Annotated in this window: 20 protein-coding genes; 12 read left to right on the top strand and 8 right to left on the bottom strand. The window is 59.6% G+C overall.

Features of this window, described 5'->3' with window-relative positions; all coding sequences use genetic code 11:
• Positions 1-128: 128 nt before the first annotated feature.
• The 5 genes from BMZ46_RS06590 (at position 129) to BMZ46_RS06570 (ending at position 5,413) form a co-directional block, all read left to right on the top strand.
• Positions 129-1,433: a homoserine dehydrogenase gene (locus BMZ46_RS06590; protein WP_074691229.1), complete on the top strand. Its 1,305-nt coding sequence runs from the start codon at positions 129-131 to the stop codon at positions 1,431-1,433.
• 109 nt (positions 1,434-1,542) lie between these two features.
• Entirely contained in the window at positions 1,543-2,952 is a 1,410-nt protein-coding gene (gene thrC / locus BMZ46_RS06585; RefSeq protein ID WP_007954636.1) for a threonine synthase, read from the top strand.
• Between the two features lie 119 nt (positions 2,953-3,071).
• On the top strand, positions 3,072-4,442 hold the full coding sequence (locus BMZ46_RS06580; RefSeq protein ID WP_039769565.1) for a transporter substrate-binding domain-containing protein: 1,371 nt from the start codon (positions 3,072-3,074) through the stop codon (positions 4,440-4,442).
• A 118-nt stretch (positions 4,443-4,560) separates the two neighbouring features.
• A complete protein-coding gene (locus BMZ46_RS06575; RefSeq protein WP_039769567.1) occupies positions 4,561-4,968 on the top strand; it encodes a response regulator in 408 nt (135 codons plus the stop codon).
• Positions 4,969-5,131: 163 nt separating this feature from the next.
• Entirely contained in the window at positions 5,132-5,413 is a 282-nt protein-coding gene (locus BMZ46_RS06570; protein ID WP_064382409.1) for a DUF3509 domain-containing protein, read from the top strand.
• Positions 5,414-5,587: 174 nt separating this feature from the next.
• On the opposite strand, the gene BMZ46_RS06565 is transcribed toward BMZ46_RS06570, so the two are convergent.
• Positions 5,588-6,481 (bottom strand): TIGR02285 family protein, encoded by an 894-nt coding sequence (locus BMZ46_RS06565; protein WP_170844890.1) that lies wholly within the window; start codon positions 6,479-6,481, stop codon positions 5,588-5,590.
• Between the two features lie 13 nt (positions 6,482-6,494).
• Positions 6,495-7,694 (bottom strand): CaiB/BaiF CoA transferase family protein, encoded by a 1,200-nt coding sequence (locus BMZ46_RS06560; RefSeq protein WP_039769570.1) that lies wholly within the window; start codon positions 7,692-7,694, stop codon positions 6,495-6,497.
• Positions 7,695-7,840: 146 nt separating this feature from the next.
• Between BMZ46_RS06560 and BMZ46_RS06555 the strand changes: the two genes are divergently transcribed.
• The 4 genes from BMZ46_RS06555 (at position 7,841) to BMZ46_RS06540 (ending at position 12,103) form a co-directional block, all read left to right on the top strand.
• Positions 7,841-8,383, top strand: a complete 543-nt coding sequence (locus BMZ46_RS06555) for a YaeQ family protein (protein ID WP_064593644.1) — start codon at positions 7,841-7,843, stop codon at positions 8,381-8,383.
• 54 nt (positions 8,384-8,437) lie between these two features.
• Entirely contained in the window at positions 8,438-10,147 is a 1,710-nt protein-coding gene (gene recJ / locus BMZ46_RS06550; protein ID WP_039769572.1) for a single-stranded-DNA-specific exonuclease RecJ, read from the top strand.
• A 224-nt stretch (positions 10,148-10,371) separates the two neighbouring features.
• The gene (locus BMZ46_RS06545; RefSeq protein WP_039769573.1) at positions 10,372-11,478 is read left to right on the top strand and encodes an NADH:flavin oxidoreductase/NADH oxidase; all 1,107 of its coding nucleotides are present in this window, start codon (positions 10,372-10,374) and stop codon (positions 11,476-11,478) included.
• A 91-nt stretch (positions 11,479-11,569) separates the two neighbouring features.
• Positions 11,570-12,103, top strand: coding sequence for a GNAT family N-acetyltransferase (locus tag BMZ46_RS06540; protein WP_074691231.1), 534 nt, complete (start codon positions 11,570-11,572; stop codon positions 12,101-12,103).
• A 12-nt stretch (positions 12,104-12,115) separates the two neighbouring features.
• On the opposite strand, the gene BMZ46_RS06535 is transcribed toward BMZ46_RS06540, so the two are convergent.
• Entirely contained in the window at positions 12,116-13,744 is a 1,629-nt protein-coding gene (locus BMZ46_RS06535; protein WP_064593655.1) for a glucan biosynthesis protein D, read from the bottom strand.
• A gap of 403 nt (positions 13,745-14,147) precedes the next feature.
• Here BMZ46_RS06535 and BMZ46_RS06530 point away from each other — a divergent pair, with 403 nt between their 5' ends.
• Complete coding sequence (locus BMZ46_RS06530) at positions 14,148-14,333, top strand: hypothetical protein (RefSeq protein WP_039769577.1); 186 nt, start codon at positions 14,148-14,150, stop codon at positions 14,331-14,333.
• 36 nt (positions 14,334-14,369) lie between these two features.
• On the opposite strand, the gene BMZ46_RS06525 is transcribed toward BMZ46_RS06530, so the two are convergent.
• From BMZ46_RS06525 to BMZ46_RS06515, 3 genes are all read right to left on the bottom strand, one after another.
• Positions 14,370-14,660, bottom strand: coding sequence for a type II toxin-antitoxin system RelE/ParE family toxin (locus tag BMZ46_RS06525; protein WP_074691233.1), 291 nt, complete (start codon positions 14,658-14,660; stop codon positions 14,370-14,372).
• Positions 14,638-14,886, bottom strand: a complete 249-nt coding sequence (locus BMZ46_RS06520; RefSeq protein WP_039769579.1) for a CopG family ribbon-helix-helix protein — start codon at positions 14,884-14,886, stop codon at positions 14,638-14,640. The genes BMZ46_RS06525 and BMZ46_RS06520 overlap by 23 nt, the downstream gene beginning before the upstream one ends.
• A gap of 204 nt (positions 14,887-15,090) precedes the next feature.
• On the bottom strand, positions 15,091-15,597 hold the full coding sequence (locus tag BMZ46_RS06515) for a BRO-N domain-containing protein (RefSeq protein WP_039769582.1): 507 nt from the start codon (positions 15,595-15,597) through the stop codon (positions 15,091-15,093).
• A gap of 485 nt (positions 15,598-16,082) precedes the next feature.
• Between BMZ46_RS06515 and BMZ46_RS06510 the strand changes: the two genes are divergently transcribed.
• Both BMZ46_RS06510 and BMZ46_RS06505 read left to right on the top strand, forming a co-directional pair.
• Complete coding sequence (locus tag BMZ46_RS06510; RefSeq protein WP_039769584.1) at positions 16,083-16,664, top strand: ComF family protein; 582 nt, start codon at positions 16,083-16,085, stop codon at positions 16,662-16,664.
• 5 nt (positions 16,665-16,669) lie between these two features.
• Complete coding sequence (locus BMZ46_RS06505) at positions 16,670-17,227, top strand: hypothetical protein (protein WP_039769587.1); 558 nt, start codon at positions 16,670-16,672, stop codon at positions 17,225-17,227.
• Between the two features lie 58 nt (positions 17,228-17,285).
• On the opposite strand, the gene BMZ46_RS06500 is transcribed toward BMZ46_RS06505, so the two are convergent.
• Both BMZ46_RS06500 and BMZ46_RS06495 read right to left on the bottom strand, forming a co-directional pair.
• Entirely contained in the window at positions 17,286-18,770 is a 1,485-nt protein-coding gene (locus tag BMZ46_RS06500; RefSeq protein WP_039769589.1) for an APC family permease, read from the bottom strand.
• Between the two features lie 212 nt (positions 18,771-18,982).
• On the bottom strand, positions 18,983-20,407 hold the full coding sequence (locus BMZ46_RS06495; RefSeq protein WP_074691235.1) for a gamma-aminobutyraldehyde dehydrogenase: 1,425 nt from the start codon (positions 20,405-20,407) through the stop codon (positions 18,983-18,985).
• Positions 20,408-20,420: the final 13 nt, after the last annotated feature.

Genomic DNA, 20,420 nt, shown 5'->3' with positions numbered 1-20,420 from the left:
CATCGTCACGCTCAGGCGTTGACGAGCGTGGTCCGGCGGCAGGATTGCCGGGCCATCAACAGAGAGCCGCGAACCTGCGGTTGTTTTCACGGCCGGCCTCGTGTCGGCCGTTTTATGGGGAGTTCACAGTGAAACCGGTCAAAGTAGGCATCTGTGGGTTAGGGACCGTCGGTGGCGGAACCTTCAACGTACTTCAGCGCAACGCCGAGGAAATTGCTCGTCGTGCCGGGCGTGGAATCGAAGTGGCACAAATTGCCACGCGCACGCCAAAGCCTCAGTTCCAGACGACCGGTATTGCGATTACCAACGATGTCTTCGAAGTGGCCACGAACCCTGAGATCGACATCGTCATAGAGCTGATGGGCGGCTACACCGTTGCCCGCGAGCTGGTACTCAAGGCCATCGAGAATGGCAAGCATGTGGTCACCGCGAACAAGGCTCTGATTGCCGTTCACGGTAATGAAATTTTCGCCAGGGCACGCGAGAAAGGCGTGATCGTGGCGTTCGAAGCGGCGGTCGCCGGCGGCATTCCGGTGATCAAGGCGATCCGTGAAGGCCTGTCCGCCAACCGTATCAACTGGGTCGCCGGGATCATCAACGGCACCGGCAACTTCATCCTCACCGAAATGCGCGAGAAGGGTCGCACCTTCGAAGACGTGCTGGCCGAGGCGCAAGCGCTGGGTTACGCCGAAGCCGATCCGACCTTCGACGTCGAAGGCATCGACGCGGCGCACAAGCTGACGATCTTGGCGTCGATCGCATTCGGTGTTCCGCTGCAGTTCGACAAGGCTTACACCGAAGGCATCACCAAGCTGACCACCGCCGACGTGAATTACGCCGAAGCGCTGGGCTACCGCATCAAGCATCTGGGCGTGGCACGCAGCACCGCCGCCGGTATCGAGCTGCGCGTACACCCGACGCTGATCCCGGCCGATCGTCTGATCGCCAACGTCAACGGCGTGATGAACGCGGTGATGGTCAACGGTGACGCTGCCGGTTCGACCCTGTTCTACGGCGCCGGCGCCGGCATGGAGCCGACCGCTTCGTCGGTGATCGCGGATCTGGTGGACGTGGTTCGCGCCATGACCTCCGATCCGGAAAACCGCGTGCCGCACCTGGCTTTCCAGCCGGATTCGCTGTCGGCCCATCCGATCCTGCCGATCGAAGCCTGCGAAAGCGCCTACTACCTGCGCATCCAGGCCAAGGACCATCCGGGCGTACTCGCTCAGGTGGCGAGCATCCTCTCGGAGCGTGGCATCAACATCGAGTCGATCATGCAGAAGGAAGTCGAGGAACACGACGGCCTGGTGCCGATGATCCTGCTGACACACCGCGTGCTGGAACAGCACATCAACGATGCGATCGCCGCCCTCGAAGCGCTGGCGGGCGTGGTCGGTCCGGTCGTGCGGATCCGTGTCGAGCACTTGAACTAAACAGAAACAGCTGCAAGCTTCGAGCTGCAAGCAGCAAGAGAAAAGCAGTCCGGCTTTTACTTGAAGCTTGTAACTCGTAGCTTGAAGCTCAAACCGAAGGTTTGCCCCTATGCGTTACATCAGTACCCGCGGCCAGGCACCGGCCCTGAATTTCGAAGACGTCCTGCTGGCCGGTCTCGCCACCGACGGCGGTCTGTACGTCCCGGAAAACCTGCCACGTTTCACCCAGGAAGAAATCGCTTCCTGGGCCGGCCTGCCGTATCACGAGCTGGCCTTCCGCGTCATGCGCCCGTTCGTCACCGGCAGCATTCCGGACGCCGATTTCAAAAAGATTCTTGAAGAAACCTACGGTGTGTTCGCCCACAACGCCGTTGCGCCGCTGCGTCAGTTGAACGGCAACGAATGGGTGCTGGAGCTGTTCCACGGCCCGACCCTGGCGTTCAAGGACTTCGCCCTGCAACTGCTCGGTCGCTTGCTCGACTACGTGCTGGAAAAGCGCGGCGAGCGCGTGGTGATCGTCGGCGCCACCTCCGGTGACACCGGTTCGGCCGCCATCGAAGGCTGCAAGCACTGCGAAAACGTCGACATCTTCATCCTGCACCCGCACAACCGTGTGTCCGAAGTGCAGCGTCGGCAGATGACCACCATTCTCGGTGAGAACATCCACAACATCGCCATCGAAGGCAACTTCGATGACTGCCAGGAAATGGTCAAGGCCAGCTTCGCCGACCAGAGCTTCCTCAAGGGCACCCGCCTGGTGGCAGTGAACTCGATCAACTGGGCACGGATCATGGCCCAGATCGTTTACTACTTCCACGCGGCCCTGCAATTGGGCGGCCCGGCGCGTTCGGTGTCGTTCTCGGTGCCGACCGGCAACTTCGGCGACATCTTCGCCGGCTATCTGGCGCGCAACATGGGCCTGCCGATCAACCAGTTGATCGTCGCCACCAACCGCAACGACATCCTGCACCGCTTCATGAGCGGCAACCAGTACGTCAAGGAAACCCTGCACGCCACGCTGTCGCCGTCGATGGACATCATGGTCTCGTCGAACTTCGAACGCCTGCTGTTCGACCTGCACGGCCGCAACGGTGCGGCAATTGCCGGACTGATGGATTCGTTCAAGCAGGGCGGCGGTTTCAGCGTCGAACAGGAACGCTGGACCGAAGCACGCAAACTGTTCGACTCGCTGGCCGTGGACGATGCGCAAACCTGCGAAACCATCGCCGAAGTCTACGAGCAGACCGGTGAGGTGCTGGATCCGCACACCGCCATTGGCGTGAAAGCCGCGCGCGAATGCCGTCGCAGCCTGGACATCCCGATGGTGATTTTGGGCACGGCGCATCCGGTCAAGTTCCCGGACGCGGTGGAGAAAGCTGGTGTAGGAAAAGCTCTCGAACTACCTGCACATCTTTCTGATTTGTTTGAGAGAGAAGAGCGCTGCACAGTGCTGGCAAACGAGCTGAAAGCCGTGCAGGCCTTTGTCAGTCAGCATGGCAACCGCGGCAAGCCTCTTTAAGCCCGCAAAGCTGTCACATTTTGAAGCCCGTCTCCTGACGGGCTTTCTTGTTTTTGCATGCCACACTGCGCGCGTTTCGCCCACGAAGGACGGGCGAGTCGATGACGAAGGATGTGGCAATGCGGTTTTTTTCAGGATTGAAAGCAGCTCTGTGCTGGTTGTTTTTATTGGGGGGCTTCGAGTTGTCGCAGTCGAGCGAAGCTGCCCATCTGGCGAGGCATTCCGAAGGGGGGGAGAGTGTCCAGCCCATCGAGCTGGATGAAAATGAGCGTCAGTGGATTCGGGACAATCCCCGGGTGACGGTCGCCTCGGTGCAATACCCGTTGTATCTGTTTCAGGACGAACATGGTCAGTGGAGCGGCTTGAACAACGATGTGCTCACGCATATCAGCGCCATGACCGGATTGCAGTTCGTCCATCAGGAGTCGTTTTCCACCGATCACATGCTGGAACGGCTCCAGAGTGGCGTGGCCGACATCAGCACGACGTTGGCAATGAATGACGAGCGCAAGGCATTCCTGGACTTCAGTCACGCGTTCGGCGGTGCCGGCTGGGTATTCGTCGGTCGTTCGGGCGAGCCGCCGATAAAGTCGCTCGAAACGCTGGCCAAACGGGTGTTGGTCCTGCCGGCAAGGCACGCGCTGGAGGACAGCATTCGACGCGACTATCCGTCCATCGAGATCCGCTCGGTCAAGACCTATGCCGAGGCCCGGGCGCTGGTCGAGAGTGGTGAGGCCTACGCCACCATCGAAAACGAGATCGGCGCGCAGCTGTTTCCCTCCGGCCTGCTCAGGGTCTCGGGTCTCGTGGAAGGCAAGTGGGAGGCCGATCATCTGGCGGTGCGCAAGGGGCTGCCAGAGCTTGTGAGCATCCTCAACAAGGCACTGGGCGCTTTCTCGGCAGCCGAACTGCGCGCCATGCGCCTGAAATGGCTGGATGGCATTTCTCCCGCTCCGGTACCCTCGATCAGCTCGCTCCTGATCAAGTGGGGGTGCTGGGCGATGGGTGGGCTCGGCGTGTTCGGGCTGTTGCCGTTGCTGTGGAACCGTCGATTGACGGTCGAGGTAAAACAGCGGCGTGCGGCCGAAAAAGATCTAAGTGATCAACTGGCTTTCCAACATGCATTGATCGATGCGATGCCCGACCCCGTGTTCGTGCGCGATCTGCAGGGGCGGTTGATCATGTGCAACCGCAGCTATGAAGATGCGCTGTCGGTTCGGCTGGAGCAGGTACAGGGCCGGAAGCTGTTCGAGATCGATGCGCTTCCACAGGCCACGGCACTGATGTTGCACGACGAGTTCATGGCGCAGTTGGGCACTCGTAAAACACGTTTCAGCAAACGACAGCTGATGTTCAAGAGCGGCCCCCGTCAGATTTATCAGTGGACGGTGCCGTTTTACAGTGCCGATGGAAAACTGCGTGGCCTGCTCGGAGGCTGGACCGACATCACCGAGCGGCGGAAGGAGAGCGGGTGTCAATGTCTGCATTAAAGATGGGAAAAGTCCTATAAACCGCGATTCCTTTTCTGATGGGAGGCTTAGGACGACTGCCCTAGAGTGACAGGCCACTGCGGCGTGAATCCGCGATTGTCGCTCCAGAGGTCGTCCCATGCGCTCGCTCAAGATCCTGATTCTAGAACCCAATCCGTTCCAGTTGATGGCGTTGCACCAGATGCTCAACGCCATCGGTATCTACGATGTTCTGACCGCGCCGTCGCTGGGCTCGGCAAAGCGCTCACTGGAGCGTCGCGGAGCCGTGGACATCACCCTGTGCAATCCACAATTGCAGAACGGTGACGGGCTTGCGCTGATTCGGCATCTGGCCGACCGACAGAAAGCGCGGGCGATGATTCTGCTGGGGGCCGTGGCACCCAGCCTGCTGGACGATCTGGAAACCTTGCTGGGCGAGCACCGGATCACCTTGCTGGGCCGTTTGCACACGCCAGTCTCGGCGGTGTTGATGAGGGCGCTGCTGGATGCCTACATGACCCTCCCCAGGCATTCCGTCGACGCCTGAGCCCCCGATTATTTTTCTGTCATCTTCCCCATGCATGCTCCGATAGGCCGGTGACGCTCCGGGAGAAGCCGGCGACAAGCAGAACTTTCCTCTCGGGCCGGTGGTCATTTACTGTGAACACGCCCCAGGCACTGTGTTTTCGGACTATTGAGTGGAGATCGAGATGGAAAGTATCAGTCTATTGCTCGGTGAGGCTCTAAGCCCGTATCAAGTGACGTTGACCCCTCGGGGTCGCCATGGCGAATGCCTGGTGACCTTGAAGAACGGCAGCGGCGCGATCGTGGTGGAGCGCGAATTCAATCAGGCGCAATTGAGCGACAAGCGCCAACTGACGGATGTGGTCGATGGCCTGCACCGTGACATCCTGATTGCCGAAGGCCGGCTGGAACCCTGTGTGATCGCCGCGTTGCGAAACGCAGCCCTCGACAAGCACCCGGCCCTCTGAAACTGATTTTTCATTTGTGGGAACCTTCCTGCATTCAGGTCGGTCAGACCCCGTAACAGCAGGAGCAAGCATTGTGCTCCGGTGCTTGTCGCTTGCTGCTACGGGTCTTTGATACAGGCCACGTTTAACCCCGAGTCGTCTCCCCACTTCTCGGGGTTTCTTTTTGCCCGGATTTTACTGCGCGGCTTGTCGCTGGAAGAAAATCCGCGCCTGTTCCAGATAATCCTGACGCCTTTCGGGGTCGAGCCAGTCGGCGTAGAGCTGGTTGAGGTGATCGTGGGGCAGGGTGCGCAACAGCTGATTGATCTCGGTGATCGCCTGGCGACCCGCCGTGGTGTCGGTGCAGCCGACATGGCCCGACAGGTACTTGCCCGTGCCGCGAATCGGGAAGAACAGCAGTTCGTCCTCGGTGATCTCGGCCTGGCGCGCCTGATAGCGGATTTCCGGCCAGTAACCCAAAACTACCTGCAAACGTCCCAGGCGCTGCATCGACAGCAGGCTGCTGAGCGCGTCGTTGCCGTAATGGGGCGTCAGCGCGCCGCTCGGTGCCTGATGCAGTAATGTATCGATGTACTCGCCATAACTGCGCTCGGCTACCACGCCGACTTTTCGCTCGCCGTTGGCCAGAAATGCCGACAGATCGACTTCATCTTCGACCAGAAACGGCTCCAGCACTTCGCGATCTCTCTGACGCACCACTAGGCCATTGCTGACAGCACGAAACGCGGGAATGGAGAAGGCGATCCATTGCGCCCTCTCCTTGTTCCAGATCAGCGACGGATCGCAGGCGAAGGGATGTTCATGAAGCATTTGAATGCCACGGGCGCGATTGACCCGCAGCAAGGTGTGTTCGTATTGCGGCATGCCGGCAATCAGCATCGGCATCAATTGATCGATAACGCCCTGGCCCTTTTTCGGGCCTTCGAAAATCGTCAGCGGCGGCAGGTCGCGCAACAGCCAGATCAGCGTCGGTTTGGCCTGCGCCCACGCCGGCAGCACCAGCAGGAACAGCAGGCCGAACAACCGCCAGGTCCACCAATGGTGGGCGCGGTTCGAGGCCGAGGGCATCAGGGGCTTCAGCTCAGATGGCTCCGTCTTCGCGCAACCGGGCGATCTGCTTCTCGTCGTAGCCAAGATCGTGGAGTACCTGCGCATTGTGCTCACCGAGCTGCGGTCCGACCCATTCGGACGTGCCGGGTGTCTCAGAGAGTTTTGGCACGATGCCCGGCATCTTGAAAGGTTTGCCGTCCGGCAGTTTGGCGTGGAGGAACATTTCCCGGGCCAGGTACTGCGGATCGTTGAACATGTCTTCGGCGCTGAAGATCCGGCTGGCCGGCACTTCGGCCTGATTCAGCAGATCCAGCACGGTTTGCAGCGGCAGCGACTTGACCCAGCGGTCGATCACCCCGTACAACTCATCGCGGCGAGTATCGCGCCCGTCATTGCTGGCCAGCGCCGGGTCATTGGCCAGATCTTCACGGCCGATGATCAGCATGAAGCGCTTGAAGATCGCATCGCCGTTGGCGCCGATCTGCACGTGTTTGCCGTCGGCACTGGTGTGAATCGACGACGGGGTGATGCCCGGCATGATGTTACCGGTGCGCTCACGAATGAAGCCGAAGACATCGAACTCCGGCACCATGCTTTCCATCATGGCGAAGATCGCTTCGTACAGCGCCACATCGACCACCTGGCCGAGGCCGCCGTTGACCTCGCGATGACGCAAGGCCATCAACGCGCCGATCACGCCCCACAAAGCCGCAATCGAATCGCCGATGGAAATCCCGGTGCGTACCGGCGGGCGGTCTTCGAAACCGGTGATGTAGCGCAGGCCGCCCATGGATTCGCCGACCGCACCGAAACCTGGCTGATCTTTCATTGGCCCGGTCTGGCCGAAACCGGACAGGCGCACCATCACTAGTTTCGGGTTCAGCGCGTGCAGGGTTTCCCAGCCCAGGCCGAGTTTTTCCAGCACGCCGGGGCGGAAGTTCTCGATCAGGATGTCGGCTTCACCCAGCAGTTTTTTCAGGATCGCCAGGCCATCGGGGTGTTTCAGGTTCAGCGTCAGGGACTTTTTGTTGCGCGCCTGGACGAACCACCACAACGAGGTGCCTTCGTACAGCTTGCGCCATTTGCGCAATGGATCACCGCCGTCCGGCGATTCGATCTTGATCACTTCGGCGCCGAACTCGCCGCAGATGCGCGAAGCAAACGGCCCGGCAATCAAAGTACCCAATTCAATGACTTTCAGACCGCTGAGCGGTTTGTTGGCGAACGGCATGCGAGATCCTGTAGGACAAGGCTGAGCAGATACAGCGTTTTAACATAGCCGGCTGTCAGTCGCGCAAGGTTGATCGCCATCAATTCGTGGATTGCCTACAGCATCGGTTAGACTTGCCGACTTTCCTCGTATCAAGAAGCCCGTTCATGGCCCAGCCGTCCACTACCTACAAATTCGAACTGAACCTCACCGACCTTGACCGCAGCGTCTACGAGAACGTGAAGCAGACCATCGCCCGCCATCCTTCGGAAACCGAAGAACGCATGACCGTGCGGCTGTTGGCCTACGCGCTCTGGTACAACGAGCAACTGTCGTTCGGGCGTGGTCTGTCGGACGTGGATGAACCTGCGCTGTGGGAAAAGAGCCTGGACGACCGCGTCCTGCACTGGATCGAAGTCGGCCAGCCGGATGCCGATCGCCTGACCTGGTGCTCGCGCCGCACCGAACGCACCAGCCTGCTGGCCTACGGCAGCCTGCGCGTCTGGGAAGGCAAGGTGATTCCGGCGATCAAGAACCTGAAGAACGTCAACATTGCCGCTGTTCCGCAGGAAGTGCTGGAAACCCTGGCCAAGGACATGCCCCGCGTCATCAAGTGGGACGTGATGATCAGCGAAGGCACGATCTTCGTCACCGACGACCGTGGCCAGCACGAAGTCCAGCTCAGCTGGCTGCAAGGCGAGCGCGGTTAAGTCCGCGCTACTCCCGAAAAATCCCACGTATCCAAGAGAAGCTCCTGTCACCCCATGCGTATCGATCCTCGCCCGTTGCCCGCCACTCTGCCGTTTCTCGGTGAACTGCCACCGCTACTGACCCGCCTGTACGCGGCGCGGGGCGTGCAGTCCGAGGCGGAGCTGGACAAGAGCCTGGCGCGGCTGATTCCGTTCCAGCAGCTCAAAGGGATCGATGCGGCGGTCGATCTGCTGGTGACGGCGCTGGAGCAGCGTCAGCGGATCCTGATCGTCGGCGACTTTGACGCCGACGGCGCGACGGCCAGCACCGTGGGCGTGCTCGGTCTGCGCCTGCTGGGCGCGGCGCACGTCGATTATCTGGTGCCCAACCGCTTCGAATACGGCTACGGCCTGACCCCGGAAATCGTCGAAGTCGCAATGACCCGCGAGCCGCAGCTGCTGATCACCGTCGACAACGGTATTTCCAGCGTTGAAGGTGTCGCGGCCGCGAAGCGCCATGGCCTGAAGGTCTTGATTACTGACCACCACTTGCCCGGCGATGAACTGCCGCAAGCTGATGCACTGGTCAATCCGAACCAGCCCGGCTGCGAGTTTCCGAGCAAGGCGCTGGCCGGGGTCGGGGTGATTTTCTATGTGTTGATGGCCTTGCGCGCACGCCTGCGCAGCCTCGGCTGGTACGAGAGCAAACCGCAACCGAACATCGGCGAACTGCTGGATCTGGTGGCGCTGGGCAGCGTTGCCGACGTGGTGCCGCTGGATGCCAACAACCGGATTCTGGTGCACCAGGGCCTGGAACGAATTCGCGCCGGACGTGCGCGGCCGGGGATCAAGGCGATCCTGGAAGTGGCCAAGCGTGAAGCTTCGCGCATTACGTCTACCGACCTCGGTTTTATCGTCGGCCCGCGTCTGAACGCGGCGGGGCGTCTGGATGACATGAGCCTGGGCATCGAATGCCTGCTGACCCACGACCCTGCGCTGGCGCGGGAAATGGCCGCACAACTGGACGGCATGAATCAGGACCGCAAATCCATCGAGCAAGGCATGCAGCGCGAAGCGCTGGCCCAGCTCAAGGACTTGCCGGTCGAGTCGATGCCGTTCGGTTTGTGCCTGTTCGATCCGGAATGGCATCAGGGTGTCATCGGTATTCTGGCGTCGCGGATGAAGGAGCGTTATTTCCGCCCGACCATCGCCTTCGCCGATGCCGGTGACGGTCTGCTCAAGGGCTCTGGGCGTTCGGTTCAGGGCTTTCATATTCGTGATGCGCTGAGTGTGGTGGCAGCGCAGCATCCGGACCTGATCAGCAAGTATGGCGGCCACGCGATGGCGGCTGGCCTGACTTTGCCGCAGGAGAATTTTCCGTTGTTCGCCGAGGCATTTGACGCCGAGGTGCGCAGGCAGCTTCGCGAAGAAGACCTGACCGGGCGCCTGCTGTCGGACGGCACGCTGGCGGTCGAGGAGTTTCATCTGGAACTGGCTCGGGCCCTGCGTCACGCCGGGCCGTGGGGCCAGCATTTTCCGGAGCCGCTGTTTCATGGTGTGTTCCAGTTGGTCGAGCAGCGGGTGGTCGGCGAACGACACCTGAAAGTAGTGCTGAAAACCGAATGCGGCTCGGTGAAGCTGGATGGCATCGCCTTCGGCATCGATCGTGATATCTGGCCGAACCCGACAATCAAATGGGTCGAACTGGCGTACAAGCTCGATCTGAACGAGTTTCGCGGCAATGAGACCGTGCAACTGATGATTGCCCACATCGAACCGCGTTGACGCCTTCGCGAGCAAGCTCGCGCAGGCGGACTTACATACACAGAATTACTCTGAACCCTCCCTCATCCCCGGATGTCGACTAGGCTCTAAGCACTGCTTGATTGGCCTTGTGACGTCTTGTCGAATTTTTTGCCCGCGGGGGCGGGTGCTGCACCTTTTTCCTGTCACTCGTCGACTTTTCAAACAGAACCCTGGAGCCTGCCCACTGATTTGAGAGGTGCCCCATGAGTCTGCTGCTTGAACCCTTTACCCTTCGCCAACTGACCCTGCCCAACCGCATCGCCGTGTCGCCCATGTGCCAGTACTCCAGCGTCGATGGCCTGGCCAACGACTGGCATCTGGTGCACCTCGGCAGCCGTGCCGTGGGCGGCGCTGGCCTGGTATTCACCGAAGCCACGGCAATCACGGCCGACGGGCGGATCACCGCCGAAGACCTGGGCCTGTGGAACGACGAACAGATCGCACCACTGCAACGCATCACCCGTTTCATCACCGCCCAAGGCGCAGTGGCCGGCATTCAACTGGCCCACGCCGGGCGCAAGGCCAGCACCCACCGGCCGTGGATCGGCAAGCACGGAAGCGTCAAACCGGAGGACGGTGGCTGGACGCCGGTCGGGCCTTCGCCGATTGCCTTTGACCCGCAACACACCCAGCCGAAACAACTGGATGAAGGGCAGATCGCCCAGGTCATTCAGGACTTCGTGGCCGCAGCCAAACGCGCGCTGACCGCCGGTTTCAGTGTGGTCGAGGTGCATGCGGCGCACGGTTATCTGTTGCACCAGTTTCTGTCACCGCTGAGCAACCAACGCCGTGATCAATACGGCGGTTCGTTCGAAAACCGCATTCGTCTGGTGCTGCAAGTGACCGAGGCGGTGCGCGCGGTGTGGCCGGAAGAATTGCCGGTGTTTGTGCGCCTTTCGGCTACCGACTGGGTCGAGGACGGCTGGAATCCGGATGAAACAGTGGAGCTGGCGCGACGCCTGAAAGCCTTGGGCGCTGATTTGATCGATGTGTCATCGGGCGGCACGGCAGCCAACGCGGAAATCCCCGTGGGTCCGGGATATCAGACGCGCTTCGCCGAGCGGGTGCGCAAGGAGTCAGGCATCGCCACCGGCACCGTGGGAATGATTACCGAGCCGGCCCAGGCCGAGCACATCCTGCGGACCTGTCAGGCCGACATCATCTTCCTCGCCCGTGAGCTGTTGCGTGATCCGTACTGGCCGCTGCATGCCGACGATGACCTGGGCGGGCGCAAAGCGGTGTGGCCGGCGCAGTATCAACGTGCGACCCATCGGGATCAGCCGATTCATGAGTCTGACCTGCGGGATTGATTCCGACCGGTCGCAAAGCCTATAAAGCCCGCCATTGAACCGGCGGGTTTTTTCTTGCCTGCCGTCCGGAATTGCAAAGGAATGGAACGCAATGTTGATCGAACGTGAGCTGACTGAATCGGACTTGCCATTGTTGGCACTGATCGACCGCAGTGAGTTGGTTGAGGAGTGCTATCGCGTAGAGAACGGTGAGCTGATTCTGTATCCGGCGCGTTTCGACATGCGCGGCTGGCCCGAAGGGGAGGCGGAGGAGAATGCGCGGGTATTGGAAAAATGCTGGCGCAGCGGCGGTTGGCTACACGGGATTTTCGATGGGGAGACACTGGTGGCAGCGGTGGTTGTGGATAACCGGGTTATTCACAATCAGGGCCTGAAGATGCGGCAGTTGAAGTTTCTGCACATCAGCCGTGCCTGGCGCGGGCAGGGATTGGGCGGGCGATTGTTTGCACTGGCTTGCGAGCATGGCCGAGAGGTCGGCGCCGAGGCGTTGTACGTCTCGGCGACCGAGTCGCGCAATACCGTGGAGTTTTATCAGCGCCAGGGCTGCCGGTTACTGGCGCAACCGGATCCCGAGCTGTTTGATCTGGAACCCCACGATATCCACATGTACTGCCCGTTGGCCTGACGGCTCAACGCATCAAGGGTACTTGCGCTTGTCCGGCGCCGGTGGGAAGTACTGGTACAACCAGGTCTCGCTCAGTGTGCGATCGTTGGTACGGATAAACAGCCGCAGCTCAACCGGCTCCACGCTGTCATTGGTCGGGTACCAGTCGAACAGAATCCTGTAACCCTTGATGTCATCCAGCACCAGCACGCTGAAGTCCTGCACCTTGCCGTTGGAGCAAGTCACCACCGGTTCGATCCCGGTGCCCTGCGGCAGGCGATCCAGGCCGCCACCGGTGAAGTCCACAGCAAAGCGACGGGCCCAGACCGGCGGGTAATGCTCGCCCGGAGCCCAGCCTTCGACGAAGCCTCCCATACCCGAACGGGTCGCATGCACCCGCGCCAGCGGCGTGCCGACCGGCGGCAGGGCGCTCCAGTAGAGCTTGTAGCCGTAGTTCAGCGAATCCCCGGCGGCTACCGGTTTCTTCGGCGTCCAGAACGCAACGATGTTGTCCAGGGTTTCGCCGGTTGTAGGAATTTCCAGCAGATCGATAGAGCCTTCGCCCCACGCCGTTGTAGGTTCTACCCACAGACTCGGACGCTTGCTGTACCAGTCGACGGTGTCCTGATAGTTGGCGAATTCGTGGTCGGTCTGCACCAGACCGAACCCTTTCGGATCGGTGTCGGCGAAGGCGTTGAATTGCAGGGTCGCCGGGTTGTTCAGCGGGCGGCAGATCCACTCGCCGTTGCCGCGCCACATGGCCAGACGATCCGAGTCATGGATTTGCGGGTGAATGGTGTCGCACATCCGGCGCTCGTGGGTGCCGCAGCTGAACATGCTGGTCATCGGGGCGATGCCCAGTTGCTCGATGGCGGTACGGGCATTGATGTGGGCGTCGACTTCCATCACCACGCGCTCGGCCTGGCAGTCGATGTCGAAGCGATAGGCGCCGGTCGCGCTCGGCGAGTCGAGCAGGGCGTAGACCACAAAGCGGGTCGCGTTCTGATCCGGGGTTTCGAACCAGAACTTGGTGAAGTCGGGGAATTCTTCGCGTTTCTTGGCGTAGGTGTCGACGGCCAGGCCACGGGCGGAGAGGCCATATTGGCCAGTGGCATCCACCGCGCGGAAGTAGCTGGCGCCGAGGAACGACACCACGTCATGCCGATCCAGTTCCGGCGCCTTGAACAGCTTGAAGCCGGCAAAACCCAGGTCGCCCTTGAGCTGCTGGGTGTCGACCGAAGTGTTTTCATAGTTGAACAACTGAGGGCGGAAATGCACCTCGCGGGCCGTGCGGGTCTTTGGATCGACGCTGTACATGCGCACCGGCTGACGGAAACCCATGCCGACGTGGAAAAACTGCACATCGAGCTGACCCTTGTTCTCCTTCCACAGCGAATGCTCGCCGTCGTAGCGGATCGCGTTGAAGTTCTGCGGGGTCATGGTCGCCAGGGTCGGCGGCAGCACCTGTTTGGTGTCCTGATAGGCGTTGCCGGCCAGTTGTTTGGCCTGACGCTTCAGCGTTTCGAAGTCGAAAGCCTGTGCTTCACCGTCGGCGGCACCGCCAGAGGCGGCCCAGGCGCGTGCGGCGAGCAGGCCGGAGGCGGAAAGGCCGGTGTAAGCCGCAATGGCCATGGACGCTTTGAGCAAATTCCTGCGGTGCATAAATACAACCTGTCGTGGACAATCCCGCGCCGTTCCTGGCACGTACTGGATCAGAAATTACGGTTCGGACAAGCCTTCGGCCAAACGCTACGGACTAGTAACAGATGCCCGCTAGCTTAATCGGTTCGCCGATTTTGCAAAATTCATTGATATCACGGCGACAGCGTCTCAATGAAACAAGACGTTACGGTTACTTATCCCACAGTCTTTTCTGATTTATAGGGCATATCTGCTTTTTTCGACTAATTACTCTAAAAACCACTTTTCAGCGCCGATTTAATTTCTATTCTATGGGCATCGCCGGTCACGACTCATCCGACCGGCAGGGCTCAAATCGCTGCTTAAAGGAGCAGGGCGATGCGGTTTTCGAAAATTTCTGACGTACTGGAAAAGGACATCGTCCATGGCAAAAGGACAAGGCATCACCGAAATGTTAGGCATCTTTCCCTGCCTCACCAACGTCCGGCGAAGACGCCGGCTCAGTCCTGACGAACTGAAACTGGTGGAGCGTTACCGGGAGTTGTCGGAAAGCGACCGGATTGCGATGCGGTATCTGGTGGATGCGATGAGGAGTGTTTCGCGGTTCTAGGGAGGTGAACAGCCAGCCGTACTTGCTACGGCTGGTTTACCAATTTTCTGGTTGTTCTGCGCGCTGGTGCAGAATTCTCAAGACCTGGATCTGGCCATCCTCCAGGCGATATGGCGCAATGAACGGATAACGGGTCAGCACCAGTTCGCGTATATCCGGTACGACTGAAGGCCGGCCTGAACCCGGAAATTGCTTCAATTGATCAAACGCTCCAAGAATGGAGTTCACGACACCAAACGCTGGATTGGCACCCAAGATGCCTTGGTAATACTCAAAAATTGTTTCGAGATCGTTTTCAGCTCGTTCAGTCAGTACTACGTTCGGCACGTTTTGCCCACTTAGCCTTCACGGCATCCAGATCGGTAAGATTTCCAGCATCGGCATCAGCAATCCCCTCGCTGATGGCTTGCAGATGCCAAGACTCCGCTTCCACATATCTAACCAACGCACGCTTGAGATGGTACTGGCGGTCTCGGTCAGTGGCCGCGGCCAATTGATCCAATTGTTGAGCGAGCAATTCTTCGACGCGGAAGGATAAAACGGGCGAGGCCATGGAAGATCTCCTGCGTGTGTATACGCTGTAAACGACGTAGACACCCTAGGCCGCAATAACATCGGCGTCAACCAGTCAGAGTGCGAGGTTGAGGAAAACTCTAGTGGACTTGAACGCCGCTGGAAGACGGGATGTGTTGCGAAATGCTTGGATAATACCCCGGTGACCTAATCGCCGCCGGGTCAAAGCCACTGACTTTCAGAGTCAGCCGCAAGAGCGCGGCGCTGGATACGGCTGCTGTACTTGCACCAATTCAGGCATATCACGCCATTTCACCCAAGCCTGTTGTTGCCAATGCAACAGCGGCACGGTGACGCCTGCCCAATGCACCGAGCTCAGGCTCGGGCAGTTTTCCGCTGTTACTGAGTTGGTTTCCCGCAGGATGGGGATCACCTCATTACTCAGCCATTGCCGCAGGTTGCGGTTTTCCGGGATGAAATGATGGACGAGCAGCGCGTACATGCCGGATTCGCTGACCATTGGTGTCTCGACAACTTTGCCGTACTTGCGCAGCCGGACGGTGCGGCGTTGGTCGGGGTCGAGTTTGAGCGTGACGCGTAGGTTCAAGGGATGGCCCATCATGCGGCCGAGATCCTGTGCGCAGAACCAGGCTTGATGATCGAGCAGGAGGACGTGGAGGAAGCGGTTGTGGCGGGTGAAGACGGTGGGAGTGAAATATTCAGTATTCGGATTGTGAGTAGGTGCTGGCATGAGATGACTTCCGTTTCGAGTAGGAAAGTCGCCACCAACTCTTCGAAAAATTGGGTGGCGAACCGAGTGGCGTTCGAAGTCGGGTTACTTCCTGTCGAAACGGAAAAGCCGGAAGGCCCGCGCCACACGGCCCGCCATAACGCAGAACTGAAGTTGCAAAGCAGCCGCAGTTCAATGGGGGCACGCAAGCACCGTTTTGACAGATTTCCGGCTTCGACCCCGGGCCGCTGATTGGGCAGCGACGGGATAAAGCCTATCGGTCAGGCGCTAGCGGCGCCAAGTCTACGCTGTGGACGCGTAGCGTAGGAAATGTGGCTTCTTCTTGAAGCCTGCATCTGTAGGAATTTCCTGTTTTTGTATGGCGGTCAGCCAGACTGCACCTGAAGCGTGATTTTTCCTTTATTTATTTGAATCTAAGGCATCCCCCAGGTGCTCGGCCCTTGGTCTCAGGGCTTAAAGGATTTTTGTGAATAATGGAGAATTCAATGAAGGTGTCCCTCAAACAGATCAACGGCCCATGGGATCAGGGATGGGTGTTGGACAAGCACATGGTAAGTAGTACCTTTCTCGGCAACGATGATCGCGGAAACCCTTGTTTCGATAATCAGCGCACAGAGATTGGTCAGGCGACCTACCAGCTCAAATACCAGAAGGATTGGACTCAGGTCGGCCCACTGGCCCAAGCGGTAGCGACAAATGTGTTCCCTATGTTGGATCAAGTAGGATTTGTGCTGCCCATGCCTGCTTCAAATATCCGTCAGCGACAACCGGTAACTGAGGTCGCTCTGGAGTTGGGACGAATTGTCGGGCGGCCGGTTTTTTCGGATTTGCTTCGAAAGGCGACTACGGGAAAGTCGCTGAAGGATCTGCACTCCAAAGCAGAAAAGGTTGCTGCGATTGGAAACAGTTTCAGCGTCAATGACGAAATTACGACAGAGGGATGCTGGAATGTTTTGGTCGTAGATGATTTGTTTGACAGCGGAGCGTCGATGGACGCGGCTTGTGCTGTCTTGCGTGAATATCCGAAGGTGGGGAAGATCTACGTAGCGGCGCTAACCTGGAAGTGAATTCAATGACGACTGTATTTATTGCTGGCTCTATCAATATCAAGAACCTTGATCCGAAGGTTAAGGAGCGTATCAGTAATATCGTTGCGTCTGAATTCGATGTGGTCGTTGGTGATGCAGGTGGTGCCGATACCTCCATTCAGGAATATCTGCTGAGTCTTGAGCGATCCAAAACTACAGTGTTCTGTAGTGGTCCCGCACCGCGGAACAACCTCGGACAGTGGCCCGCCAGAACAGTGGACTCCAAACACTCCAAAGGATCGAGGGCCTTCTTCACTGAGAAAGACGTGGTGATGGCCGAAGCCGCTGACTACGGCTTGATGATATGGGATGCGAAGAGCACCGGTACGCTCAGCAACGTCATAGAACTGTTGTCGAGAAAGAAGAAGTCCCTTGTCTTCGTCAACAAGGAGAAGGAATTCAAAGTGGTGGGAGACGTCAATCAGCTCGAAGAGTTGATTGCATTCATGTCTGACCACGCCAAGCAAAAAGCCAACGAAAAAATCAAACTGTTCGATCGTATTTCCTCGCTGAAATACGATCAGTCCGAGCTTTTCTTTTGATGTTTTGCGTCGGCTTTCTTGAACCCCGGCACTCTATCGGTGCCGGGGCCAAAATTTTTTAGCGACTCACCTTCCAGGCATCCCCAGCCGGCGCCTTCCCATGGTCATACGGCTTGCCAATCCACATGTAAACCAGCCCCAGCCCAATCACGATCGCCGTACTCAGCACCATCGCGTAGTTGATGTACCACGCTGCATCCGGTGTGCGGGGCCAGGCCATGTTGATGATTGCGCCGACGCCGTAGACCAGCGCGCCGATGTTCACCGGCCAGCCCCAGGCGCCGAGGGTGAATTTGCCGCTGGGTTTCCAGCCTTTGCTGCGGGCGTACAGGGCGGCGAGGACGATCATCTGGAACGCGAGGTAGATGCCGATGGCGGCGAAGCTGACGATGGTGGCCACGGCGTCTTGCAGGAAGAAGCCGAGGGCGATGATCAGGCCGGGCAGGACGCCGGACACGAACAGTGCGGCAACCGGAACCTGGGTCGTAGGAGAAATCTTTTTGAGCAGTCGGCTGCCGATGACCATTTCATCGCGAGCGTAGGAATACAGCAGACGACTTGCCGCCGCTTGCAGGCTGATGACGCAGGAGATGAAGGAAATCATTACCACGCCCATCACCACTTTCGAACCGATCGGGCCGAAGGCGTTGTTGAGGATGGTGGTGACCGGGTCCTTGTCGGTGCCGTTGATCACCGCTTGCATGTCCGGCACGGCGAGGATCAATGCCAGGCAAGCGAACATCGCCGCGATACCGCCGATGTAGATGGTCATGCGCATGGCCACCGGGATTTTCTTGCTCGGGTTCGGGGTTTCTTCGGCTACATCACCGCAGGCCTCGAAGCCGTAGTAGAGGAACATCCCCGCCAGCGACGCGGTGAGGAAGGCCGGCAGATAGGAGCCCTCGACGCTGATATCGAAAGTGTTGAACAGCACGCTGATCGGCTGGTGACGCTCGAAAATCAGCAGGTACACGCCGACGATCACCGCGCCGACCAGTTCGCAGAGGAAGCCGAACATGGCGATCCGCGCCAGCACTTTGGTGCCGCTGAGGTTCACCAGGGTGGCGAACAGGGTCAGTACCAGGGCGATGACGATGTTGGTGTTGTTGCTCGGCTCAAAACCCAGCATGGCCGCGAGGTACGGGCCGGCGCCGACCGCCACGGCGGCGATGGTCACGCACAGGGCGATGGAGTAGATCCAGCCGACCATCCACGCCCATTTCTTGCCCACCAGGCGACGTGCCCAAGGATAAACGCCGCCGGAAATCGGGAACTGCGACACCACTTCGCCGAAGATCAGGCACACCAGCAGTTGCCCGCAACCGACCAGCAAGTAAGCCCAGAACATCGGTGGCCCGCCAGCGGCCAGGCACAGGCCGAACAGGGTATAAACCCCTACGACCGGTGACAGATAAGTGAAGCCCAACGCGAAGTTTTCCCACAGGCTCATGCTGCGGTTGAAGTTGGAGGTGTAGCCCAGTTGGCGCAGTTGTTCGGCATCGCTGTCGGCAACGGCGGCTGAGAGATCGGGTGATGCACTCATGTGTGTTTGCTCCGTGAAATCGGCAGATTTCGGATGGCCGAAACCGTGGCGGTGCCTGGTGAGCGCCGCCCGGATCGGTAGTTATTGTTTTGAATGCCTGGTGGTGCGTAATGCCGGTTTCCTTCCTGGAACCGAGGTGACGCCATCGCCAGCAGGCGGGCTTCCACAAGGACTGTATTGAACCTGTGGAAGCCAGCCTGCTGGCGATGCCTTTAGTGCTTGAACATCACATGCCGAACCGTGGTGTAGTCCTCCAGCCCGTACATGGACATGTCCTTGCCGTAGCCGGACAGTTTCTGACCGCCGTGAGGCATTTCGCTGACGAGCATGAAGTGTGTATTCACCCAGGTGCAGCCGTACTGCAACCGCGCAGACAGTCGATGCGCACGTCCGACATCCGCTGTCCACACCGAGGACGCCAGGCCGTAGTCCGAATCGTTGGCCCACTCCAGCGCCTGCGCTTCATCGGTGAATTTGGTCACCGACACCACCGGCCCGAACACTTCGCGGCGGACGATTTCGTCGTCCTGCTGGGCGTCGGCCAGCACCGTCGGCTCGAAGAAGAAACCACTGCCTTCGACAGCCTTGCCGCCAGTGATCAAGCGAATGTGCGGTTGCGCCACGGCGCGTTCGACAAACCCGGCCACGCGGTCGCGATGCTGGGCGGTGATCAACGGCCCGAGCTCGGTCGACGGATCATCCTGCAAGCCGTACTTGATGCTGCTGACCGCTGCACCGAGCTTCTCGACGAATTTGTCGTAGATGCCTTGCTGGGCGTAGATCCGGCACGCCGCGGTGCAGTCCTGGCCGGCGTTGTAGAAGCCGAAGGTGCGAATACCTTCGACCGCCGCGTCGATGTCGGCGTCGTCGAAGATGATCACCGGAGCCTTGCCACCCAGTTCCATGTGCATGCGTTTGACGCTGTCGGCGGTGCTGGAAATGATGTTCGAACCGGTGGCGATGGAGCCGGTCAGCGACACCATGCGCACTTTCGGATGGGTCACCAGCGGGCTGCCCACGCTCGGCCCGCGACCGAATACCAGATTGAGTACACCCGCCGGGAAAATTTCCGACGCCAGTTCGGCCAGACGCAGCGCGGTCAGCGGGGTTTGTTCCGACGGCTTGAGCACCACGGTATTACCGGCGGCGAGGGCCGGGGCGATTTTCCAGGCAACCATCATCAGCGGGTAGTTCCACGGCGCGATGGAGGCGATCACGCCCACCGGGTCGCGGCGGATCATCGAGGTGTGGCCGGGCAGGTATTCGCCGCCGGCCGAACCACTCATGCAGCGACTGGCGCCGGCGAAGAAACGGAACACGTCGGCAATCGCCGGGATCTCGTCGTTCAGCGCGGCGCTGTAGGGTTTGCCGCAGTTGTCCGATTCCAGTTTCGCCAGCTCTTCGCCGTGGGCTTCGATGGCGTCGGCGAGTTTGAGCAGCAACAGCGAACGGTCTTTCGGCGTGGTCTGCGACCATTCGGCGAAAGCACTGTCGGCGGCGCGCACGGCGGCATCGACCTGGGCTTCGGTGGCCTCGTTGATTTCCACCAGCACTTCACCGCGTGCCGGGTTGAGCACCGGTTGCGCCGGGCCTTCGCCGTTGACCAGTTGGCCGTTGATCAAGAGTTTGGTTTGCATGTTGTTGTCCTCT

Source organism: Pseudomonas sp. NFIX49 (genome assembly GCF_900115915.1).
Classification (GTDB): domain Bacteria; phylum Pseudomonadota; class Gammaproteobacteria; order Pseudomonadales; family Pseudomonadaceae; genus Aquipseudomonas; species Aquipseudomonas pharyngis.
This window is presented reverse-complemented; position numbering and strand designations above follow the sequence as displayed.